This window comes from Postechiella marina (genome assembly GCF_039538365.1).
Classification (GTDB): Bacteria; Bacteroidota; Bacteroidia; order Flavobacteriales; family Flavobacteriaceae; genus Postechiella; species Postechiella marina.
Genome location: NZ_BAABCA010000004.1, coordinates 267,765 through 293,016, shown reverse-complemented (window position 1 = coordinate 293,016; position 25,252 = coordinate 267,765). Strand labels below are relative to the sequence as shown.

General features: G+C 34.1%; 16 protein-coding genes. 9 read left to right on the top strand and 7 right to left on the bottom strand.

Translation table 11 applies throughout. The features are described 5' to 3' along the window. Window positions 1–33: 33 nt before the first annotated feature. From ABD715_RS10550 to ABD715_RS10510, 9 genes are all read left to right on the top strand, one after another. Window positions 34–822 (top strand): IclR family transcriptional regulator, encoded by a 789-nt coding sequence (locus ABD715_RS10550; protein WP_344788181.1) that lies wholly within the window; start codon window positions 34–36, stop codon window positions 820–822. A 203-nt stretch (window positions 823–1,025) separates the two neighbouring features. Then, entirely contained in the window at window positions 1,026–2,042 is a 1,017-nt protein-coding gene (locus ABD715_RS10545) for a zinc-dependent alcohol dehydrogenase (protein WP_344788180.1), read from the top strand. 91 nt (window positions 2,043–2,133) lie between these two features. Continuing rightward, window positions 2,134–2,898 (top strand): SDR family NAD(P)-dependent oxidoreductase, encoded by a 765-nt coding sequence (locus ABD715_RS10540; protein WP_344788426.1) that lies wholly within the window; start codon window positions 2,134–2,136, stop codon window positions 2,896–2,898. A gap of 83 nt (window positions 2,899–2,981) precedes the next feature. After that, window positions 2,982–4,346, top strand: a complete 1,365-nt coding sequence (locus tag ABD715_RS10535; RefSeq protein ID WP_344788179.1) for a sulfatase — start codon at window positions 2,982–2,984, stop codon at window positions 4,344–4,346. Window positions 4,347–4,356: 10 nt separating this feature from the next. Beyond that, entirely contained in the window at window positions 4,357–5,811 is a 1,455-nt protein-coding gene (gene aldA / locus ABD715_RS10530) for an aldehyde dehydrogenase (protein ID WP_344788177.1), read from the top strand. Between the two features lie 48 nt (window positions 5,812–5,859). Further along, a complete protein-coding gene (locus tag ABD715_RS10525) occupies window positions 5,860–6,954 on the top strand; it encodes a mandelate racemase/muconate lactonizing enzyme family protein (protein WP_344788176.1) in 1,095 nt (364 codons plus the stop codon). A 76-nt stretch (window positions 6,955–7,030) separates the two neighbouring features. Beyond that, window positions 7,031–8,062 (top strand): aldose epimerase family protein, encoded by a 1,032-nt coding sequence (locus ABD715_RS10520; protein WP_344788175.1) that lies wholly within the window; start codon window positions 7,031–7,033, stop codon window positions 8,060–8,062. Between the two features lie 28 nt (window positions 8,063–8,090). Continuing rightward, window positions 8,091–9,110 (top strand): L-rhamnose/proton symporter RhaT, encoded by a 1,020-nt coding sequence (locus ABD715_RS10515; protein WP_344788174.1) that lies wholly within the window; start codon window positions 8,091–8,093, stop codon window positions 9,108–9,110. A gap of 21 nt (window positions 9,111–9,131) precedes the next feature. Next, on the top strand, window positions 9,132–10,385 hold the full coding sequence (locus tag ABD715_RS10510) for a glycoside hydrolase family 117 protein (protein WP_344788173.1): 1,254 nt from the start codon (window positions 9,132–9,134) through the stop codon (window positions 10,383–10,385). A gap of 80 nt (window positions 10,386–10,465) precedes the next feature. On the opposite strand, the gene ABD715_RS10505 is transcribed toward ABD715_RS10510, so the two are convergent. From ABD715_RS10505 to ABD715_RS10475, 7 genes are all read right to left on the bottom strand, one after another. Beyond that, window positions 10,466–13,774, bottom strand: a complete 3,309-nt coding sequence (locus tag ABD715_RS10505) for a VCBS repeat-containing protein (RefSeq protein WP_344788172.1) — start codon at window positions 13,772–13,774, stop codon at window positions 10,466–10,468. 11 nt (window positions 13,775–13,785) lie between these two features. Further along, the gene (locus tag ABD715_RS10500; protein ID WP_344788171.1) at window positions 13,786–15,462 is read right to left on the bottom strand and encodes a glycerol-3-phosphate dehydrogenase/oxidase; all 1,677 of its coding nucleotides are present in this window, start codon (window positions 15,460–15,462) and stop codon (window positions 13,786–13,788) included. Window positions 15,463–15,472: 10 nt separating this feature from the next. After that, window positions 15,473–16,954, bottom strand: a complete 1,482-nt coding sequence (glpK, locus tag ABD715_RS10495; protein WP_344788170.1) for a glycerol kinase GlpK — start codon at window positions 16,952–16,954, stop codon at window positions 15,473–15,475. Between the two features lie 17 nt (window positions 16,955–16,971). After that, window positions 16,972–18,627: a solute:sodium symporter family transporter gene (locus tag ABD715_RS10490; RefSeq protein WP_344788169.1), complete on the bottom strand. Its 1,656-nt coding sequence runs from the start codon at window positions 18,625–18,627 to the stop codon at window positions 16,972–16,974. A gap of 3 nt (window positions 18,628–18,630) precedes the next feature. Continuing rightward, the gene (locus ABD715_RS10485; RefSeq protein ID WP_344788168.1) at window positions 18,631–20,403 is read right to left on the bottom strand and encodes a glycoside hydrolase family 36 protein; all 1,773 of its coding nucleotides are present in this window, start codon (window positions 20,401–20,403) and stop codon (window positions 18,631–18,633) included. A 152-nt stretch (window positions 20,404–20,555) separates the two neighbouring features. Beyond that, entirely contained in the window at window positions 20,556–22,151 is a 1,596-nt protein-coding gene (locus ABD715_RS10480; RefSeq protein WP_344788167.1) for a RagB/SusD family nutrient uptake outer membrane protein, read from the bottom strand. Window positions 22,152–22,161: 10 nt separating this feature from the next. Further along, entirely contained in the window at window positions 22,162–25,176 is a 3,015-nt protein-coding gene (locus ABD715_RS10475) for a SusC/RagA family TonB-linked outer membrane protein (RefSeq protein ID WP_344788166.1), read from the bottom strand. Between the last annotated feature and the right edge of the window lie 76 nt (window positions 25,177–25,252).

Below are 25,252 nucleotides of genomic sequence, written 5' to 3'. Positions count from 1 at the left end.
ATACTATTTTTGTTTCTGAAATAATGTGTTTTTATGAGTAATGATAAAATAGAAGTAAAGTCGACCTATAATGTTCCTAATTTGGAACGCGGACTAATGATAATTGAGCTTCTAGCAACAAGATCTAAAGGGTTAACCTTAGCAGAAATTATAGAAATCTTATCTATTTCTAAATCTAGCGCATTTCGAATAACAAGCACTTTGGTTTTTAAAAACTATCTTCAAAAAAACGAAACCACAAAAAAATTCACGCTTTCTAGAAAAATGCTAACCTTAGGTATTTCTTCTATGAACGAGCAAAGTATTGTAGAGTTATCTATAGATGTTATGCGCGCCTTACGAGACGAACTTAAAGAATCTGTTATGCTTGGCGTTATATTAGGGGCTAAGGGTACTATTTTAGAGCAAGTATCATCATCGTATCCTGTAAAATTATTTGTAGAGCAAGGCACGCAATTTAGTTTAAATAGCTCGGTTGGTGGTAAATCTATTTTAGCTTATATGCCTAAAGACGAGGCTAATGCTATTATAAAAAGCATGCCTTTTACAAAATATACTAAAAATACAATTGTATCTAAAATTAAATTTAGAGAAGAGCTTAAAAAAGTACTTGAGAATGGGTATGCTATAGATAACGGTGAAGACATTCAGGGTATTCATTGTATTGGAGCGCCTATTTTTAATGAGTATGGGTATCCTGTCGCAGCACTTTGGATTACAGCTCCGCACGGTAGGTTGCCGCATAGTGAGTTTGATAAAAAAGGCAAAATTATTGCTAAATATGCACTCGACATTTCTACAAAACTAGGGTATTTAAGCTAAACAGTTTAATTTTACTGTCTTATTTATTAATCTGAAAATCAACAGATTTTAAGGGTTTGTGCTTTGTGTTCTTAGGTTTCTTATTTGAAACCAATTTCATATATGGAATTAAAATTTTGCTTTTATTTGATTATTTATTGTTAATTATTATTATATTTGTTTCAAATAGGAAACAAGTTTATTATTTGAAACAATAAAATATAATGAGAGCAACCGTTTATGAAGGTAATAAAACCTTTAAAGTAATCGAAAAAGAAATAGAGCAACCAGGAGCTAACGAAGTAAGAATTAAAGTAGCATATTCTGGTGTTTGCGGAACCGATGTTCATATTTATCATGGTATGATGGATAAGCGAGTAGCTATGCCACAAACCATTGGGCACGAGATGTCTGGAACCATTGATGCTGTAGGAGCAGATGTGTCTGGTTATGTGGTAGGAGACAAAGTAGTTGTACGTCCATTAGACGATACTAAGGTAAAGCCATCAGACAAAGGGTTTAATCATATCTGTGAAGAACTAAATTTTATAGGTATAGATAGCCCAGGTTCTATGCAACAATATTGGAATGTACCTGCATTTGTACTTCATAAATTAAAAGAAAATACCGATTTAAAATTAGCGGCTTTAATAGAGCCTTTATCTGTAGCGACCCACGATGTGCGTTTAAGCGGATTAGTAAAAGGAGAAACTGCTGTTGTTTTAGGTGGTGGTCCAATAGGTTTGTTAGTCGCTATGGTAGCAAAAGAAGTTGGAGCTCAGGTTATTATTTCTGAAGTAAATCCTGTTCGAATCGCAAAAGCAAAAGCTTTAGGTTTCGATGCTGTAAGTCCAATAGATGTAGATTTAGTAGACTACGTTCATGGCAAAACCGAAGGTAGAAAAGCCGATGTGGTTTTTGAAGTAGCAGGTGTGCAGCCCGCTCTAGATGTTATGACAGAAGTGGCTGGTATTCGAGGAAGAATTGTAATGGTTGCCATTCATGGACAGAAAAAAGAAATTGATTTATTTAAATTCTTCTGGAAAGAATTAAAATTAATTGGAGCACGTGTTTACGAAAAAGAAGATTACGAAAAATCTATTGCTTTAATTACAGCAAACGAGTTGCCATTTGAAGAGATGATTACAGATGTACAGCCATTATCTAACATCCAACAAGTGTTTGAAAATATAGATAAAAACCCTGACGGATTAAAAGTCTTAATGGATTGTCAATTATAAAAAAAAATCTTCAAACGTGGAATTGTTTAAGGGTTTAAACGAAAACAGTAACACGAATAAGTACATCAACAATTAAACATATATTATGAGTATTTTAAATAGTTTTAGTTTAGAAGGGAAAGTAGCAATCGTTACAGGTTGTAAAAGAGGAATAGGAAAAGGAATGGCGATTGCTTTAGCAGAAGCAGGAGCAGATATTATTGGGGTTTCGGCTTCGCTAGAATTAGAAGGAAGCGAAATTGAAAAAGAAGTTACTGCTAGAGGAAAAAAGTTTACAGCTTACCAAAGCGATTTTTCTAATAGAGAGTCTTTGTATGCCTTTATAAAAGCAGTAAAAACTAATCATTCTCAAATAGATATCTTGGTAAATAATGCAGGAACTATTTTAAGAACACCTGCTGCAGAACACCCAGACGATATGTGGGATAAGGTAATTGAAGTTAACCAAAATGCACAATTTATCTTAACTAGAGAAATAGGTAAAGATATGATAGAGCGTGGTTCTGGTAAAATAATTTTTACAGCCTCTCTATTAACATATCAAGGAGGTATTACGGTGCCAGGTTATGCAGCTAGTAAAGGTGCTATAGGGCAAATGATTATGGCATTTGCTAACGAGTGGGCAGGTAAAGGTGTAAATGTAAATGGTATTGCTCCAGGTTATATTGCTACAGATAATACAGAGGCTTTACGTAACAACCCAGAACGTGCAGACTCTATTTTAGCACGTATTCCTGCTGGTCGTTGGGGAGAACCTCAAGATTTTGCTGGGCCAATTGTATTCTTAGCATCTAAAGCTTCGGATTATATGCATGGATCTATCACGCTAGTAGATGGTGGATGGATGGGTAGATAAACTCATATTTAATTACTAAAATGTTTTTAAAATTAACAAGTATACTTCGCAACTTACAATCGCTATGTTTTATAGCGATTGTAATGCTTGCATTTCAAAAAAGTAACGCTCAAGAAAAACCAAACATCGTTTTTATTTTATCTGATGATGCCGGTTATGCAGATTTTGGTTTTCAGGGTAGTAAAGACTTTAAAACGCCAAATTTAGACGCTTTAGCAAAAAGTGGTGTAAAGTTTACTCAAGCTTATGTTTCGGCTGCAGTTTGTGGGCCATCAAGAGCGGGGTTACTAACAGGTATGTATCAGCAAAAATTTGGTTACGAAGAAAATAATGTTCCTGGCTACATGAGTCATTCTGGTTTAACCGGAGACGACATGGGCTTGCCATTAGATCAAAAAACAGTTGCAGATTATCTTCAAAAATTAGGTTATAAAACAGCTGTTTTTGGCAAATGGCACATGGGAAATGCAGATCGATTTCATCCTACAAAAAGAGGTTTCGACGAGTTTTATGGCTTTAGGGGTGGTGCACGTAGTTATTATGAAATCACTAAACACAGCAAAAAACAAAGAAAAGAAGATCGTTTAGAAAGAGGTTTTGAAGGTTATAAAGAGAGCGAGATTTATTTAACCGATGCTTTAGCCAAAGAAACCATGAGTTTCATGGAGCGTAATAAAGAAAATCCATTTTTCGTGTATTTATCTTTTAACGCGGTGCATACACCAATGGAAGCTAGAGCAGACGATTTAAAAACAATACCAAGTCATTTAACAGGTAAGCGCAGAACATTAGCAGCTATGACCATTGGTTTAGATCGAGCTTGCGGACAAGTGCTGCAGAAAATAAAAGATTTAGGCATAGAAAAAAACACTTTAATTGTTTTTGCTAATGATAATGGAGGCCCGTCAGATTCAAACGAATCTAATAATCATCCGCTTAGCGGAACAAAAGCAAATCATTTAGAAGGCGGTATTCGTATTCCTTTTTTAATGTCTTGGAAAGGGCAATTAAAAAAAAGTACTACGTTTAACAAACCGGTTTCAACTTTAGATTTACTACCAACATTTGTAACCTTAGCAGGTGGAGATGTTAGTAAAATAAAAGGTTTAGACGGTGTCGATTTGTTACCTTATTTAAAAAAAGGTAATAAAGGTAAACCACACGAAACACTATATTGGAAAAAGGAAGCTCGAGGTGCTATAAGGCATAACGATTATAAACTAATTCGTTTTCCAGATAGACCAGCAGAATTATACAATATAGAAGATGATATTTCTGAAGTTAACGATTTAGCATCTGTACACCCAGAAAAAGTAAAAGAATTATACAAAATGTTATTCGATTGGGAATTAACATTAGAAAGACCACTTTGGCAGCTAAAAAGAGTTTACGAAGGTAAAGCAGCTGTTAGAATGGATAAATACAGAAAACCAAAAATTAATAATTAACTAAAAAATTATGGCAGAGATTAAAGATTACCAATTGTTTATTAATGGTGAATGGAGAACATCTACTTCTGGCGAGACTATAGATATTGTTAGTCCGTCTACAGAAGAGATTGTGGCACGTGTTCAAAACGGTACTGCAGAAGAAGCTTTAGAAACATTAGAACATGCCGATAAAGCACAAAAAGAATGGAAAAAATTACCTGCACGAGATCGTGCAGATTTATTATACAAATTAGCTGATGAAATTGATGCTAATACAGAACGATTAGCTCAATTATTAACTAAAGAACAAGGTAAATTACTAAAAGTAGCTCGTTTTGAAGTAGCTGTTACAGCATCTTTTATAAGATATGCATGCGAAGGAGCACGAAGAATTGAAGGAGATATTATCCCTTCAGATAATCCAAACGAGCAAATCTGGATTCAAAAAGTACCTCGTGGTGTCGTAGTAGCAATTACTGCATGGAACTTTCCTCTAGCTTTAGCAGGACGTAAATTAGGTCCAGCTTTGGTAGCAGGAAATACTATTATTATTAAACCAACATCAGAAACGCCTTTAGCAACTTTAGAGTTAGGAGATTTAGCTAACAAAGTAGGTATTCCTGCAGGTGTAATTAACATTTTAACAGGGCCAGGTCGTGCTATGGGTAATGCTCTAGTAGAAAGTCCGCTTTGTAAAATGGTAACCATGACCGGGTCTACACCTGTTGGTCAGCAAATTGCAAGAAATGCAGCTCAAAACTTAACACATGTTCAATTAGAATTAGGAGGAAAAGCACCTTTTATTGTTTTTGAAGATGCCGATATCGATGCAGCTGTAGATGCAGCTTTACATTCTCGTTTCGATAACTGTGGTCAAGTTTGTACTTGTAACGAGCGTATGTATGTGCACGAAGGTATTTACGATGTGTTTATGAAGAAATTCTTAGCTAAAGTTGCCGAAATAAAAGTTGGAGACCCAATGCTAGAAGCTACAGATATGGGGCCAAAAGTAAATGGTTCTGAGTTAAAACATATGGAGCATTTAGTAAAAGTAAGTTTAGATGAAGGCGCAACACTAGCTGCAGGAGGAAAAAGACCAGAAGGTGCTGGATTTGAAAAAGGATTCTGGTTCGAGCCAACCGTTTTAACTAACGTTACTCAAGAGATGACTATTGTACACGAAGAATCTTTCGGACCAATTTTACCAGTATTAAAATTTAAAACTTTTGAAGAAGTAATTGGTTTTGCAAACGATTGTGAATATGGTTTAGCTGCAATGGTATTTACTAACGACATGAATACCATTATGAAATGTAATGACGAACTTGAATACGGAGAAATCTATGTAAACAGAGGTCATGGAGAGCAGCACCAAGGATTTCATAACGGATATAAATTATCTGGTTCTGGTGGTGAAGATGGTAAATATGGTTTTGAACAATATATGGAGAAGAAGACTTTCTATATTAGACATAAAGCTTAATTTTTTTTAACTGAATAGTAATCGTTAGAGACTAAAAGCAAGAAAAGAATGAGTACAAAAATTTCAAATATAAAAACACGTTTGTTTACGGTGCCATTACCAGAAGTAATGTCTGATGCTAAACATGGCGACCATTACCATTTTGAGTTAGTTACGGTAACCATAACTCTTGAAGATGGTAGCGAGGGTACAGGTTATACCTATACTGGAGGAAAAGGAGGCTTTTCTATAAAAGCTATGGTAGAACACGATTTTACTGAAGCTCTAATTGGTAAAGACGGTACAGACATAGAAGGTATTTACGACTTTTTAGAGTGGCATGTGCATTACGTTGGTCGTGGTGGTATTGCTTCTTTTGCAATTTCTGCAGTTGATATTGCACTGTGGGATATTCGTTGTAAAAAAGCAAATCAACCCTTATGGAAAATGGCAGGTGGCGCAGGAAATACCTGTAAAGCATATTGCGGTGGTATCGATTTAATGTTTCCATTAGATAAACTTTTAGGTAATATGGAATCTTATTTATCTCGTGGTTTTAACGCAGTGAAGATTAAAATAGGTAGAGATAATTTACAAGAAGATCTAGATCGTATTAAAGCAGTTAGAGAGTATATTGGACCAGATGTTACCTTTATGGTAGATGCCAATTATTCTATGACCGTAGAAAAAGCTATTAAAGCTATTGAAGGTTTTAAAGAACATAATATTACTTGGTTTGAAGAGCCAATTATTCCAGATAACTATAAAGGTTTTGGAGAGATAGTTGATGCTACGGGGTTCCCTTTGGCTATGGGAGAAAATTTACACACTATTCATGAGTTTGAGTACGCTATGGAGCAATCAAAACTTTCGTTTGTGCAACCAGATGCTTCAAACTGTGGAGGTGTAACAGGATGGTTAGCTGCTGCCAGATTAGCAGATAAACATAATATACCTGCCTGTTCTCATGGTATGCAAGAATTACATGTAAGCTTAGTGTCTGCTCAACCTAATTCAGGTTGGTTAGAGGTGCATAGCTTTCCTATTGACGAGTATACAACTAGACCATTAGTAGTCGAGAATTTTAGAGCTGTGGCTCCAGATTATCCAGGTGTTGGTGTTATTTTTAATTGGGAAAAATTGGCACCATACGAGGAAAAGTAAAAAAACTAAACTAAACTAAATCTGCATGAGTTTAATTTCGCATTAAACTCATGCTTCATTAAAATATTAAATTCAAATGGCAGAAGTTTCAAATTTTGGAAATTATCAAGGTGAAGATGTTAAAGAGTTTTCATTAAAAAATGAAAATGGTGTTGAAGTAAAAATAACTAATTATGGCGCTACAATTACATCTATATTAGTGCCTAATAGTAATGGCGATATTGAAAATATAGCTTGCGGATTTGATACTTTAAATGGTTATTTCGGGAAAGAATATGTGGATAATTCTCCATATTTTGGCGGAACTATAGGACGTTATTGTTCTCAAATTAAAGACTCTAAGTTTTCTTTAAACGGAAAAGAATACAACTTGTCAAAAAACTGTGGAGAGAATAATTTACATGGCGGTACAGTTGGTTTCGATAAAAGAATATGGCAAGCAGAAGCGAGTGGAAGTTCTGTGATTATGAAACTTTACAGTAAAGACCTAGAAGAGGGTTTTCCTGGTAACGTTGAGGTTACAGTTACGTTTACTTTAACATCTAATAATGAGTTGAAAATTGATTACAGCGCTATACCAGACCAAGACACTCCATTATCTTTAACAAACCACACGTATTTTAATTTGAATGCATTTTCGTCTACAGTCGAAAGCCATAATGCAAAGGTAAATACAGCTAAAAGACACGTTATGGATGATACCGGAGCTGCAACAGGAGAAATAGCAAATATTACTGGTGAAGCAGACGATTTAACTAACGGAAAAATAATAGGCGATGTGCATGAGGCTCTTGGAGATGGTTTCGAGCATTTTTATGTGTTTGATAATGCAGATTTTAAACTACAAGAAGTTGCACAAATTACATCGGCTGATTCTGGACGTTCTTTAACCGTATTATCAACAGAACCTTGCATGTTGTTATATACAGGCAAATACACATCGGATGCCATAAAAAGAGAAAACGGAGAACAATATGGTAAGTATAGAGGTTTTTGCTGTGAAACACACAGATACCAAAACGGACCAAATATAGATAACTCACCAAAGTCAATAACCAAGGCTGGAGAAGAATTTAAAAGTACAACCATCTTTAAATTTGGATGGTAATAATTATTAAACTAAAACTAAATATATTATGATTACAGGCGTTTTATTTGCGATTATAGCTGGATTACTATTAGGGCTATACGCATTACCAGAAAAATTTACCAAAGACTACGAGTTTGAGAATACATGGAGTATGTTTTTCGCTATTAACACATTTGTTGTACCTAACGTAGCTGCTTTTTTGTTAATCGATGGATTTGCAGATGTTCTTGCTGCTATTCCTGCTAGCGCTTTAATTACCATGATTATTTGTAGTGTCCTTTGGGGTATTGGTGCAATGATGTGGGGTAAAGCCATAAATTACATAGGCCTATCTTTAGGTTTTTCTATTTTTATAGGAACCATTATTCTAGTAGGTTCTCTTTTGCCTTTTATACAAGTTGGCTTGCCAAAAAGTAATGTGTTTTTAACAATTTTAGCTGGTTTAGCTATTGTTCTTGTTGGAGTTATGGCTAATGGTAGAGCTGGTATACTTCGTCAAAAAGACGAAGAAAATACTAATAATGCAGAAACCAAGAAAAGTGGCTCTATAATTACAGGTATTCTTATTGCTGTTATTGGCGGTTTATTGGCAACAGGTTTTAGTTATGCTTACGCAGCTGGAGGCGAAATTATAGATGCTGCATCGCAAGCACAAGGTAATGCTCCATGGAAAAGCGCTATTGCTGTTATGTATGTTATTTACATGGCTGGTGGTGTTGCTATTGCTATTTATTTTGCACAACAATTATCTGCTAAAAAATTATGGAGTAAATTTAAAACACCACACTTAGGAAAAAATATTATGTTAACTACTATTATGGGAGTTTTCAATTTTGCTGCATCTGTAGTTTTTGCCTATGCAGGTTTTAAATTAGGTAAAGAATTAGGCGGTAGTGTAGGTTACGCTATTTTTAACACTGCATGCGTAGTAACCGCTATTATTAGTGGCTTAGTTACTAAAGAATGGATAAACGCTTCAGCTAAAGCTAAAAACTCTCTTTATTTAGGGTTGTCTTGTATGGTTATAGGTATTATTGTTATTGCTTACTCAAACACTCTAGCATAATTTAATCAAATAAAAATAAAAATGAAAAAAATAAAATATACTCTTTCAACACTTTTAGTGATTATTTTGTTTTCTTGTAATGAGAAAGTAGAACAAAATCATATTCAAGATGAAGCTATGGAAATAACTGATGAAAAATTAGACCGTTTTGGTATAACAAATAGAGACTATTTAAGTGCTGCTTCAAAAAGAGCATTAGATTGGAAGTATGTAGAGAACGATTGGTATCGTGTATTTAAACCAATGCAACCGCTTAAAGGAGATTTGGCTTACGAAGAGGGCGTTGTGCGTCGTGATCCATCTGCAATGATTAAAGAAAATGGGAAATACTATGTTTGGTATTCTAAGAGTACAGGCGAAAGTCAAGGTTTTGGAGGAGATGTAGAAAAAGATAAAGTTTTCCCTTGGGATAGATGCGATATTTGGTATGCAACTTCTGTTGATGGATGGACATGGAAAGAAGAAGGTCCTGCAGTTTTAAGGGGTGAAAAAGGAAGTTACGACGATCGTTCTGTGTTTACTGTAGAAATAATGAAGCATGACGATTTGTATTATTTATGCTATCAAACAGTAAAATCTCCATATACAGTTAGGGTTAAAAATCAAGTGGGATTAGCTTGGTCTAAATCTCCTAACGGACCTTGGACAAAGAGTGAAGAGCCTATTTTAAGTCCTGCAGATAATGGTGTTTGGAAAGGAACAGAGCAAAACCGTTTTATGGTAGAAAAGAAAGGTGATTTCGATTCGCATAAAGTGCACGATCCTTGTATTATTCCATTTAAAGGAAAGTTTTATTTATACTATAAAGGCGAGCAAATGGGAGAAGAGATTTTATTTGGAGGTCGCCAAATTCGTCATGGTGTAGCTGTGGCAGACAATCCTAAAGGCCCTTATGTAAAGTCTAAATATAATCCAATCTCAAATTCTGGACACGAAATTTGTGTGTGGCCTACAAGTGGTGGTATTGCTTCTTTAATTACAACCGATGGACCAGAACGTAATACGTTTCAGTTTGCAGAAGATGGTGTTAACTTTGAAATTCGTGGAGCTGTTAAAGGTGCAAATATGCCGCATGCTATAGGTATAAACAGAACATTAGATGCTCCTGCAGATAACCCAACACAAGTATTTGAATGGGGATTATCTCATGTTTATAACAACTGGAATTACCAAAGTATTATGCGTTTTAGTTCTGAGAGAAAAACATCTCACGTTGCTAAAGGAGCTGTAAGTGCAAAAGGAGATAAGAAAGAAGATACTCAAGATGATAATTAATTATCTATTAACTTGAGATAATAAGCTAACTACTAATTACTATCTATTAAAGTCAGTGCATTTATAATGCACTGGCTTTTTTATTTAGAAATATGTACGGTTTGAATGCTATCGTTATTTTTTGCAGCAATAATATAGTGCTCGTTATTTGTCTTTATAGTGCAAAGGTTTTTAACATCTCCTGGTACAAAAAAACCACTTTTACTGGTAGGTATAGCTTCAAATGTTCCGTTGTTATTTCCTTTTAAAAAGACACCATGACCTGCATCATTTCTAGGGGTTTCAATTTCTGAGGCAAAAAGATTCCCTGCTATTAAAGCATCAAGAGCACCGTCTTTATCATAATCATCTATTAAAATAGAATTAATGCTAGAAGTTTGGGCTTCTATTGGTAATTGGTGTATAATAAATTTACCATTTTTGTTTTCTAAATATATACTAGCAAACGATTTAACCTGGTAGTGTGTTGACGATTCTAGCGATTTTTCGTCATAAACATCAACCAAAGTAGCTTCAGAAAAACTCTCATAATTTTTAAATTTATCTTTAATTTTCGGAATTTGTTGAGACGAGCATTCTCGACCCCTTACTGGGTATTGTTTGCCTTCATTATAATAGCTTAAAACAATATCTTTTTTCTTGTCGTTATCAAAATCATTTACATAAATATCGAAAGTTTCGTCTTTGGTTGCCTTGTATTTGTAGTTTAACCCATTGTTTCCAACTATGTAATCCATATCACCATCATTATCAAAATCACCTTCGTTTATGCTCCACCACCAGCCAGTAGTGTCTTTTGTTAAGCCAAGCGCGTTTGATGCTTCTGTAAACACACCATTGTTGTTTATAAAAGCTCTAATAGGCATCCACTCTCCTACAATAATAACATCGCCCCAAGAGTCGTTATTTATATCTGTTATAATAGCACTAGTTGCCATACCCAAATTATTAAACGCTTCTGCGTGAGTTGATGTAATATCGTTAAACTTTGCAATACCGTTTATACTTTTATTTTCTAACAGAAAGCTATTGGCAGGAGCAGGGTAGTTGCCAGGAACTTGTCTGCCTAAAATTAAAAGATCTTGTTTGCCATCCTTATTAAAATCTAATTTATAAGCTTTAGATCCGCTAGATATCATTTTAGGTAGTGCGTCATCAGCTTTAGTAAAATTGCCATCGCCATTATTTAGGTACAGCCTGTCTTGAAGCATTTTAGATTTTGATGAGAATTCGTATCCGCCACTAACAACATACAAATCGTTGTCACCATCGTGGTCTGCATCAAAAATTAATGCGCCAACATCTTCACTTAATTTATCTTTATCTAAAGCATCAATATTTTGTTTTTTAAAACCGTTTTTAGTTTGAAAAAACAAGTTACCCTCTCTATTAAAAGCTCCGCCAACAAAATAATCATCTAGACCATCATTATTTAAATCTCCTACAGCAAGGGCAGGTCCTAAAGAAGACATTTTGTGCGGTAATAAAACTTGATATTTAAAATCGTCAAAATTATTTTCGTTGTGTTTATGCTCTGGTAAAATATTTGTTATGTTAGAATTAAATAGCGTTGCTTTATGTTCTGTTTTATCGTTTTGTTTATTCGCATTTGTGTGCTTTAAAACTAAAGATTGATTTGCAGAAATATTTTTTAAAACTTCTTCTTTACCATCACTCCAAATAACTTTTAATACATTAATAGTGTTGCTTTGGCCTAATCCAAAATGCAATTCTGGAGCTACAGAAGATTGAAAACCACGTGTAAGCGTAAGCTCTTGCATTTGTGTTTCGCCATTTGCAGTAATATATACGCGATTGCCAAGTCCAAATTTATTTTTAGATGAGCCTTCAAATTTTAATTTTATGAAGTTATTAGTAGTCGAACTATTATTTTTAAAAACAGAAGCCTTATCGTCTATGTTATTAGTTATAATTTCTAAATCTCCATCGTTATCTAAATCTGCGTAAGCTACGCCATTAGAAAAGCCTTTGTATGTTATTCCCCAATCTTTATTAGCTTGTTTAAAGTTGAGGTTTCCGTTATTTTTAAATATAAAATTATCTATTTTTTCTGATGGTATTTTTAAGCTCATTTCTAACGTCTTATCGCTATCTATAGCAAAAGCATCATCTATTTGATTAAAAAAGTCTCTGTTATTAACCTCTCTACGCGTGCCATTGGTAACAAATAAATCTTTTAAACCATCGTTATCAAAATCGGCAAAGAGTGGACCCCAACTCCAGTCTGTAGACGATAAGCCTGTAATTCGAGAAATGTTAGAGAAAAACGGATTATTGTCTTTAAAAACACCAGAGTTAGTTTGCAAACAGTTTTGCATATATTGATAATGAAAACCAGCATCTACTACACCCCAAAACAAATCTGGATTCATACCAGCCATATTAGCCTTTTTGCGTTTATTGGTTTTAGCATCCATATCTACTTGAAAAATATCTAAGTAGCCATCGTTATTAAAGTCGGCAATATCTACACCCATACCATAAAAGGCAGTGTGCGATGTGGCTTGCTTTACAACTTCTTTAAAGGTGCCATCTTGGTTATTTATATATAAATAATCGGGTGAAGCAAAATCGTTAGAAATGTATAAATCTGGCCAAGAATCGTTGTTTAAATCGCCAACAGTTGCGCTTAGTGTTAATCCAAAGCTTTTTACACCAGCTTGGTTGGTAACATTAGTAAAAGTATTGCCATCGTTTCTGTATAAATGATCGGTTTCTAAATCGTTAACCGTTTTCATTTTTTGACTATATACATAAACATCGGCATTAAATTTAGTAATAGGGTAGTTGGCAACATATAGGTCTAAATCGCCATCTTTATCGTAATCGAAAAAAGTGGTTTGTACACTGTTTCCAATATCATCTAACCCATATTCTTTTGCTTTATCTGTAAATGTGCCATCTTGGTTATTGATAAATAATTGATTGTTTTTGGGGTTAAATTTCCCTGCAACAGAGCAGTAAATATCTAAATAACCATCGGCATTTACATCGGCCATGGTAACACCTGTATACCAGCGGTTATCGCCAGAAACACCAGCATTATCTGTAATGTCTTCAAACTGAAGATTGCCTTTGTTTAAGTATAATTTATTGGGTACTTGATTGCCCGTAAAGTAAATATCGTTTAAACCATCGTTATTTATATCGCCAACAGATACGCCACCACCCATATATAAATACGAGTAAGTAAAGTAATTTAAGCTATCGTTTTCTGTAAGTGTATTACAAAAATTTATACCCGAATACGATGCGTTTAAATCTTCAAATATTTTTTTAGAACTGGATGTGTTTTTCTCTTTCGAGCAATTAAAAAAGAGTATTAAAACAAATAAAGTTGTTAATATATTTAATTCTCTATTTTTCATGCTAATGTTTTTTATTTAAACTCTTCTTGGTAATATGTTGTTGCGTCTAGAATTAATATTTCTAAATTTTCTTTTTCTGAAGTTATACGCTCTGCATTCCAATTTAAATAGTTTACAGCGTCTTTTAAAACGATATCTAAATATTTTTGTACACTTGGTATATTAAAATATAAGCGTCCTGTACGACGTACAAAGAAATCTGTTAGACTATTTGTCATTTCATGATGGATACAATACCACAATTCTGCACGAATTAAACGTTCTAATACATCAGTATTATCAAAATCTTTAGATTTTTCAATAATTAAATCAGATTTTTTACCGTAAGTGGTACATAAATACCAAGCGTGGTAAGGCGCTTTTATTCCCATTGCAGTAAGCTCGAACATTAATTCTTTTTGGTAAGTACTAACCTCTGCAGAGGAGTTAAGCGATGGTGTTACTAATGCAATGGTTTTAGTTTCAGACTTTTTAAGTTTCGATACTTTATCATCATCCATCGTATCTATTACAGCTTCAATAACACGTTGTGCCATTCTTCTATAACCTGTTAATTTACCTCCAGCAATAGATATTAGGCCACTATCTGAAATAAATAACTCATCTTTTCTTGATAGTTCTGACGGGTCTTTATCTTCCTCATGTATTAAAGGCCTTAATCCTGCCCAATTAGATTCAATATCTTTTTCGGTTAAATGTACATCTGGAAATGTAGCATTAATAGCTTCTAAAATATAGTTAGCATCATCTTTAGTGGCTACAACACGATTTAAATTACCGTAGTAATTGGTGTCTGTAGTGCCAACATAAGTAACACGACCTCTAGGTATTGCAAAAATCATTCTGCCATCTGGAACATCAAAGTAAAGTGGTTGACTAATAGGTAGTTTATTGGCAGGAAAAACAATATGTACTCCTTTTGTTAAGTGCAAATGTTTCTTATTCATTGAGTGGTCTTTTTTACGTAATAAATCGACCCATGGACCTGCTGCAGAAACATAATTATTGGCTTTAATCATTAATTTTTCGCCAGTATTATAATCTATACAGTTAAGACTTTCAATTTTTTTAGATTCGTTATAATTAAACGATTCCATTTCACAATAATTTATAATAGTGGCTCCAAACGATACTGCTTTTTTTAGTATTTCGATGGTTAAACGAGCGTCATCTGTTCTGTACTCTGCATAAAGACCGCCACCTAAAACAACTTCTTTATCTAATAAAGGTTCCTTGTCTAAAGTTTCTTCTTTGTCAAGCATTCTGCGTCTATCATCTCCTTTAACATCGGCTAAAAAGTCGTATACTTTAAGCCCAATAGAAGTCATCATTTTGCCATACGTACCACCTTCTACCAAAGGTAAAAGCATTTTTTCTGGTATAACTAAGTGTGGTGCTAATTTATGAACAATAGCACGTTCTGAACCAGATTCTCTAACTAAACCAATTTCAAATTGTTTTAAATAGCGTAATCCACCATGTATTAATTTGGTAGATTTATTACTAGTACCCGATGCAAAATCGTTTTTTTCGACTAAGCATACATTTAAGCCTCTAGAAGCTGCATCTAATGCTATTCCTGCTCCTGTAACACCACCACCAATTATAGCTAAATCAAATTTTTGATTTTGTAATTTTTCTAAAGTTTCTGTTCTATTTAGAACTGAAAAAGTTGCTTCTGCTTCCATCACGTTCATTTTAATTTCTTTTAGTTCTTTTTATGGCTTTTTTCCAGCCTTTGTACTTTTGTTTTCTTGTTTTATCATCCATTTTTGGACTAAAAATAATATCGCTTTCGCGGATAGACGATATCTCTGTTTTAGACCATACTTTAGCTTTTATTCCTGCTAATAAGGCAGCGCCAAAGGCAGTAACTTCTATCATTTTAGGACGATCTACATTAACGTTTAATAAATCTGACTGAAATTGCATTAAATAGTTATTTGCACTTGCACCACCATCTACTTTTAATGTAGAAATATAACTCTTGCTATCTTTTTCCATAGCACCAATAACATCTTTTGTTTGGTATGCTAAGGCTTCAACTGTAGCTTTAACAAGTTCTTCTTTTCCGGTATCGAGTGTCATACCGTAAACACTTCCTTTTGCTTTGTGATCCCAATGTGGTGCACCTAAACCAGCGAAAGCGGGAACAACATAAATATTTTTTAATGGCGGAATACTATTGCAAATGGCTTCGGTTTCGCTTGCAGATGTTATAATTTGCATACGGTCTCTTAGCCATTGTATAGAGGCGCCTCCTGCAAAAATACTGCCTTCTAGTGCGTAGTTAATGGGTTCATTATCTAAACTACAAGTTAAAGTAGTAAGTAATCCTTTTTTAGATTTTACTTGCTTTTTGCCAGTGTTTAATAAAATAAAACAGCCTGTACCAAAGGTACTTTTGGCAATCCCTTTTTCGAAACCACCTTGACCAAATAAAGATGCTTGTTGGTCGCCTGCAACACCATAAATTGGAATTTGTACTCCATTAAATTCGATGTTACCAAAATTGGAAGACGAATTTTGTACTGTAGGAAGTAGGGAGGAAGGGATGTTTAAAGACTTTAATAGCTTGTTATCCCATGATAATGTTTTTATATTATAAATCATGGTACGAGACGCATTGGTATGGTCTGTAACATGTTTTTGTCCTTTAGTAAATTTGTAGATTAACCAACTATCTATAGTGCCAAAAGCGAGTTTGCCTTGTTCTGCTTTTTCTTGAGCGCCTTCTACATGGTCTAAAATCCATTTTAATTTAGTGCCCGAAAAATAAGAATCTATAACTAAGCCTGTGTTTTTTTTAATATAATTGGATAGCTTTTGCTTTTTTAAATCTTTACAAATATCTGTAGTACGTTTATCTAGCCAAACTATGGCATTGTGTATAGGCTTACCGGTTTCCTTATCCCAAACCACTGTGGTTTCTCTTTGGTTTGTTATACCTATGCTTGCAATGTTTTTAGGGTTTATTCCAGATTCTAAAACAGCTTTATTAAATGTTTCTAATTGGTCGTTATATATATCTAACGGGTTGTGCTCGACCCAACCTGGTTGCGGATAATGTTGTGTTAATTCTTTTTGAGAAATAGCCACAATGTTACCTTGTTCATCAAAAACAATGGTTCTGGTACTTGTGGTACCTTGATCGAACGCTATAACATATTTTTTACTCATTTTTTAGTTAATCTAAATTAGAAAATAAAGTAAGTGCTTAAAACTAGTATTGTAATAGCTATACCAACAATTTTAGCATGTTTCCATGGTGTAATATCTATTTCTTCTGTAACTTTTGGAGTATACTCTTTTTTACTAGGGTATAGCTTACCAATTATTAGCATAAAAACAATGTTTACAACAAATAAGATGCCCATAATATGTAAAAAGTGAGGGTATGCCTTAGCTTTAATAATACCCAACGCTTTAACATCTATAATACCATTTGCAGCAGCCTCGGTTAGAGCTTCGTTTATAAAATGTGGAGCTAATACAAACTGGCTTATTAAGTATAGTAATACACCAATGGTTAATACAATTTTTGCTGCTAATGCAGGTACTTTTTTTGTGGTCATACCAATAACAACTACTGCCAAAATAGGTGTGCTTAAACTACCTAAAGATTCTTGAATGTATGAAAATAATCCATCTGGAGCATTAGCAATAAAAGGTGCTATACTCATAGAAACTATGGCTAAGAATAATCCGAATTTCTTTCCAGCTTTAACCATTTGTAATTCTGAAGCATTTGTATTGAAATATTGGCGGTATAAATCGACACCAAAAAGAGTAGAGCTGCTATTAAGTAAGCTATTAAAAGAACTTAGTACAGCACCAAACAATACAGCAGCAAAGAAACCTAAAAAAGCGCCAGGTAATACTTTGCGTACTAATGCAGGATATGCTTGATCTGCGTTAGCTAAATCGTTTCCAAAAATATGCCAAGCAATAATACCAGGAAGTACAACTATTATTGGAATTAGAAATTTTACAAAACCTGCTAGAATCATTCCTTTTTGCCCATCGGCTAAACTTTTTGCTCCAAACACACGTTGTAAAATAGATTGGTTTGTGCCCCAATAATACATTTGTGCAATCATCATACCTGTAAAAATTGTACTGAAAGGTAAGAACGAATCTATATCGCCTTTAGCATTAAATTTTTCTGGGTTTGCAGTCCATAATTCATTTAAACCATCAGATATATTTCCGTTTCCAATTAGCATTAATCCAAAAATTGGAATTAGTAAGCCACCTATTAACAAACCAATAGCATTAACTAAATCAGATATTGCAACAGCTTTTAAACCTCCAAAAATAGCATAGATAGAACCAATTATGCCTATAGTCCAGACCGATATCCAAATAACTGTAGATTGCGATACTCCTAGTGTTTCTGGTAAGTCGAACATGGTGCTAAAAGCTAAAGAACCAGAGTATAATATAGTTGGTAATAATACAAAGCCAAAAGCGACTAAAAACAAAATAGATAAAATAGATTTTGTTTGTGAATCGAAGCGCTCTTGAACAAACTCTGGAATAGTTGTAATACCAGATCGCATATATTTGGGTAAAAGATATATGGCTGTAATAATCATAGAAATGGCAGCTAAGGTTTCCCAAGCCATTACTAATACACCTTGTGCAAAAGACTGTCCGTTTAAACCAACAATTTGTTCTGCAGATAGGTTTGTTAATAATAGGGACCCAGCTATGGTTATCGCTCCTAAACTTCTTCCGCCTAGGTAGTAACCATCAGCAGAATTTTCATCTGTTTTACGGGTAGCGTACCATGCAATAAAGGCCACTAATAAAGTGAATCCTAAAAAAGAAATAATTGATAACGCTCCCATATTTTAATTCTGTTTAGTTAGTTTTATTAATCCGCATGCAGGTGTTGTAATTTCTATTAGACCTTGGCGAAACTCGATAATCTCTTCAGATATAACATTGCCAGTACAATTGTATATATGCATGGTATATTCTTTAGATTTTGCTGTGTTTTTTATAATAACACTATTGGTTAGTTTTCCGTTAATGATATCTATGTTGTCAAAATCGTTATTAATTTCAATAACATTATCATCAAAAACCCCAATAATGGTTTTGTTTCCTTTTGATACTTGATTTATTGGGTAGTTAGCCAAAGGTTTAAAAGGCACAAAATGACCTGTAACAATTAAGTTTTGGTTTGTATTCCAATAATCTGTGTAAAATTTAATCATTTTTAAATGATTATCAGGTATTTCTTTTAGTATTACTGAAATTTGTGGTACGCCAAATAATGTGTTTACGAGCTGCAATGCTGCAACTTCTAAGCTTTCATTATTATGCCAAGTAATCATATCTGAATGTACAGCTGTATTTCCTGCTAACATTTTAATATCGGCAATTCTAATTCTGTTCATTGCAGAGTCACCAGGGCAATCAAAAGCACGGAACATGTTACCGTATTTTCTCATGGCAGGACCAGTATATTTTTGTCTAAATTCTATAAAAATATCGGGCTTAATGTTGCGTAATGTTTGCATAACATCGGTTAGCAATCTATCTACAGCATCGTTTATCGATACATAATCCATTTCGTCAGTTTGTTCTGTAACTGTTTCTGGATATAGCTTAAAATCGTCAATAAAATCGAGTTTAAATCCATCAAGGTTCCAATCTATTAAAGCCGATTTGTATATGTTTATTAAATACTCTCTTACTTCTGGGTATCTTGGGTCGAAAACAGGAGCCCAACGATGATTTTCTGTTAGAAATTTGCCTTTAAATTTTTTGTAAGCTTTAGAGTGTTTTCCACAAAAAGGGACACTGTACCAAAAACCAACTTTCATGCCAATAGCATGAATATTATCTACAAATTCTTTAGTTTTAGATAGGCGATCTGGATTCCAATCTCCTGTGTAATCGTAACCACGGTTGTCGTCGTTTGTTTGCCACCCATCATCTATAATAATAGATTTGTAACCTAGGTTGTAAGCTATTTTGCATTCTTCGTAAAGTGTTTCTGAATCAAGATTTTGATGAAAATTATACCAGGTTGAATACAATGGAGCATTGGCTATTTCTGGAACTGGAGCTGGTTTTAAATTATCGAATGTTTCCCACCATTTTGATACTCCACTTATAGCTTCAGAAAAATGTTTTTCTTCAGAGTCTATTCTAAGTTGAATGTTATAGGTTTCTAAGTTTGTGTAGTGTTCTGCAAAAAGAGTAACATGGCAATAGAAAAAATCATCTTCTTCTCGTATTCTAGCATTTAACTCTAATTTATCTATGGCGTTAGAGCAAGAAAATGTGTGTCTGTTACTATCGTCATGGCCAAATAAACTAATGATAGGTGCATCAATTGAAATTCTAGATTCCATATGATCCATTTCCCAATCGGCTTGAATTCGTTTAGAAAAATCTGTTGTGGGTTTCCAAACACCTTTTATATTATGTGCAGGAATTTTCCAAGTTAATGTTATTGGTTTAGGTATTTCAGCTTGAATAGCTGTAATATTTATATCGAAAATAGATATACCGCCTTCATTAAAAATAGAGTTTACTTTTGTAATGAAATTATCAGAACTTCCAGAAACCTGGATATCTTTTTCTAATGTGATATGGTTATGTTTTATCATTGTTTTATTTGTATTAAGGCTTAAATACAATGTATTATGTTACTTTATATTTGGGTATTTGAATTGATTTTTTAAAGTAATGAAAGCCAAGGATTAGATTAATTAAAACCTTGACTTTCATTTAAAATAAACTAAACAAACAAATCTTGATACTAGTTGTATCCTATATTTTGATTTAAATTAGGGTTTGCATCCCTTTCTGAGTTAGGAATCCAAATTAATTCGTGTTTTCCTGTTTGAAAAACACCACCACTTAACGATTTTGGGTGTGTACCATGTAAAGATGTTGCTCCCATATAATCGTCTGCTAAACCCCAACGTACTAAGTCGAAAAAACGGTGTCCTTCTCCTGCTAATTCCATAGCGCGTTCTTCAATAATAGCTTGGCGCATATCTGTTTGATTAATTCCAGGGTTTGTATCTGCAATTAATGTTAAGCCAGCTCTATTTCTAACCATATCTATAAAAGGTATAGCTTCTTGTGTTCTGTTTTCTTCGTTTAAGGCTTCTGCTAACATTAATAATACATCAGAGTAGCGAATAACTCTCCAGTTGTTTCCAACATTAGTACCTAAGAAATCTACTTGTTTTCTAGTTCCTAATTCCATACCTGTATATTTTTTAGAAAATATTGGTTCTAAACCTAAATCTGTAGCAATTTGAATATCGTTATCTCCATCTTCATTATTAGTAGAGAAATCGGTAGTAAAATCTATACCACCATAACCTAAAGCTCCAGGGTAATCGTAAACAATTGTTTCGTTTCTACGCACAATATCTCCGTTGGCAACAAATAAATCTCTTAACCAAGGGTTTACTATGTGGCCTCTATCTGGAGATTTTGCTGGAGGCGCATAGTCGATATGGAAGTTACCCATACTACCTGTACCAGGAATATCTGTTCCCCAAGCAAAAGATTCTTGTCCTAAAAATTGTAATTCGAATACAGACTCACTGTTATTCTCGTTAGTAGTGCTAAAGTTTTCGCCATATTGTGCAGCTGGTAATAAACTATATTTGCCAACTAAGCTGTTAAGTGCGATTACAGCAGGACCTGTTTGTCCCATATATAAGTAACTTTTTCCTTTTAATGCTGTTGCAGCACCAGAAGTAGCACGTCCTAAATCGTCTCCAGACCAAGATTCTGGCAGCATAGTTTCAGCTTTTTCTAAATCTGAAATTATTTGAGCCCATATATCTGCAGGATCTGCTTGGTCTACTAATAAGTTATCTAAATCTGGTAATTCTGTAATTAATGGCACATTACCAAAAAGGTTTACTAAATACCAGTAGTTAAAAGCTCTTAAAAAGTATGCTTGACCAACTAAATGCTCTCTAGTTGTAGTGTCTGGAATACCTTCTTCTGTAGTGTTTATTATAATATTATTACATCTAGCAATAGATTTATAAAGCTCTTGCCATGGCTCTGTAGCCCAACGTCCATCTCCAGGGTTACCTTGAAATGTAGACATTTTTGTATTCGTATCATTTGGAATGATATTAAACACATCTGAGCGTAATAAAGCTCCTGTGTGTACTATACGTCCCCAGAAAAAAGTTCCTGTTATTGGGTGAAATGCTCCGTTTATTGCTGCTTTTACTTGCTCTGCAGATGTACCAAAATTAGCAGTAGATGTTGCATTGTTATTTTGTTGCTCTAGAATATCGTTAGAGCAAGCTGCTGTTACTAATAATAACGCTGAGGTTACTACGCCATAAACAGATTTTATTTTAAATATATTTTTCATAATCTATTTTTTAAAAAGTTACCTTAAGTCCTAACATAAAAGTTCTTGCATTTGGATATGCTCTTTGGTCTATACCTCTACCTAATAAAGGGTTAACGTCTGTTCTTACTCCAGGTACACCAGAGTTAAGGTTTGCTCTACCACTGTTTGTAGATGCTACATCTGGATCGTAACCCGAGTAGTCTGTAATTACAAATACGTTTTGTACGTTAAAAGATAATCTTGTTTGTTTAATCCAGTCTACACCAAATACACCTTCGTCAAAATTGTACCCAATTTCTAAGTTTTTAAGTCTGAAGTAAGATCCGTTTTCTACAAAGAAAGAAGATGGCGCTTTATTACCAGCTGCATCGCTAATAGAAGCTCTAGGAATGCTGGTATCTGTGTTTGTAGGTGTCCAAGAATTTAATACATCTGTTAGCTTACCACCATCTTGCCATAAGATGTTATAATATCGACTTAGGTTATAAATTTCGTTACCAGAAACACCATTAAAGTTTAAAGCAATATCGAAGTTTTTGTATTGCCCGTTAAAGTTTAAACCATATGTAAAGTCTGGAGTTGGATCTCCAATAATAGTTTGATCGTCTGCAGTAATTCCAGCAACACCATCTGTATCTACTCTAATAAAATCTCCTGTAGCAGGATCTACTTTATCTTCTACAATATACCCGTAAAATGCGCCTACAGGAGCATTTGCTTCTGTTCTATTAACTATACGTAAATCTTCGTCTATACCAGGACCTAAAATAGTAGCAGGAATATCTTTTGCTTCGTTTTTAAGGTTAAAAGAAAAGTTTGTGCCAACGCTATATGTAAAATCGCCTTCTTGTTTTTTGTAAGTTACATCAAACTCAAATCCATTATTAATTAATGTTCCTGCGTTTCTTACAACAGGTAGACTTACACCAGAAGTAGAAGGTACGTTAATTGGTACTAAAGCATCCTCGACATCTTTAGAGTAATAATCTGCAGAAAAAGTAATGGCACTGTTTAAAAAGCTCATATCTACACCAACATCAAATGTTTTTGTTGTTTCCCAAACTAAATCTTTATCTGCTAACGATGTTTGTGCTAGTCCATTAGCAGCAGTTCCGTTAAATGTTGTATTAGATTGGTTTGCTAAAAACACAGCTTGTGTTGGGTAAAACGTATCTGGGTAAGACCCTAGTTCTCCATAAGAGACTCTAAATTTAAAGAAGTTTATTGTTTCAGATTTCCAGAAATCTTCGTTAGATATATTCCAAGCACCAGAAACAGAAGGGAAATAGCCTACTTGGTTTTCTTTAGCAAACCTAGAAGAGGCATCTCTTCTCATTGTACCAGAGAAAATGTACTTGTCGTTAAAGTTGTAGTTTAAACGACCGAAGTAAGAAATTAACCCAGCTTCGTTATCCTGTCCTAATAATATATTTTGATCGCTAGCAGGTAAAGCTCCAACAACTTGTATGCTGTTTGCAGGTGTACCTTGTCCATAAATACCACTACTCGTTTGGTTTTCTATAAAACGTGTATAACCTAGTACTGCAGATACTTTATGTACATCGTTAAATGTTTTCTTATAAGATAGTGTTGGCTCGAATAATAAGTTAACATCTTCTTGTTTATAGCTTGTTAAATCGTTTAAGTTATTTACATTTCTTACAGGGTCTAAAGTACTCATAAAGTAAGTTGGTGTAAATTGAAACTGGTTTGAATTTGTATAGTCTACACCTAAATTAATTCCAGCAGTTAAATCTTCTGTAATTTTATAGTCTAATTTTAAGCTAGCAAATAGGGTACGTGTTGTTTCTAAATTATTTTCTAAAGATGCTAGACCATATTGGTTTACTCCACCAGGACCTTGAACACCTCCAGAAGGTGCTTCGAAACCACCATCGTTATTTGGGTTAAATAATGCCACTGTTGGAGCAGTAGTACCATCAAAACCATACCAATTGTTGTCTTGCAATTTACCCTCTGTAATACCTAAAGACTGAGATAATTTGAATTTGCCAAATTCGTGTTCACTATTAAACCTAGCGTTTAATCTTTTAAACCCAGACCCTACTAATATACCATCTTGGTTGTAATAATTAAGAGAAGAGAAGTACGACGATTTTTCGCCACCGCCAGACAAAGTTAATCCGTAATCTTCTATAATTCCACTTTGCAGGTTCTCGTCTTGCCAATCTGTGTCTACACCATTGTTAGCTACAGTAGTAGAACTTCCGTCGTTAGCAAAACGTTGGTTTAAATAATCTGTGTATTGTTGCCCATTAATAAAATCTAATTTTTTACTAGGGGTATCAAAACCGATTCTAGAGCTGAAAGTAACTTCTAAATCTCTGTTCTTTCTACCATGATTTGTTTTAATTAAAACCACACCATTTGCAGCTCTAGATCCATAAATAGCTGCAGCTGCAGCATCTTTAAGTACAGAAATATTTTCTATATCGTTAGGGTTTATATAGTTCATGTTATCTACAAACAAACCATCTACAATGTAAAGCGGAGACGCATTACTTAACGAGTTTATACCACGAATAAATACATTCCCTGTTCCGCCTGGTTTTCCTCCCGGGTTTTCTACTTGTATACCTGTAAGCTTACCTTGTAATGCTGCTGTAGGGTTACCTGCAACAGTACCGACAAGATCTCCTCCTTTTATGGTACCTATAGATCCTGTTAATTCTCTTTTGTTAGAAGTACCATAACCAACTATAACAACTTCGTCTAATGCAGCTGCGTCTTCTAACATTGTTGCGTTAATTTTTGTTTGGTTTCCAACGGTAATTTCTAAAGTTTTGTAGCCTACATAGCTAAAAACTAAAATGTCGTTAGGACTTACATTATTTAAAGAGTAATTTCCATCAAAATCGGTAGTTGCACCATTTGTTGTATTCTTTACAAGAATATTAACTCCCGGAAGCGGAAATTGAGCATCTGATACAACCCCTGATACGGTTGTCGTTTGTGCATTTACTGATAATCCTATGAAGGATATTACTAAGCAAAATAATAGTCGTATTACTTGTTTTTTCATAAGATTTGGTTTTTAGTTAATAAAGATAAGTTGTTGTGAATCATTTTAATGCGTCTTTTAAAATTATATTTAGTAA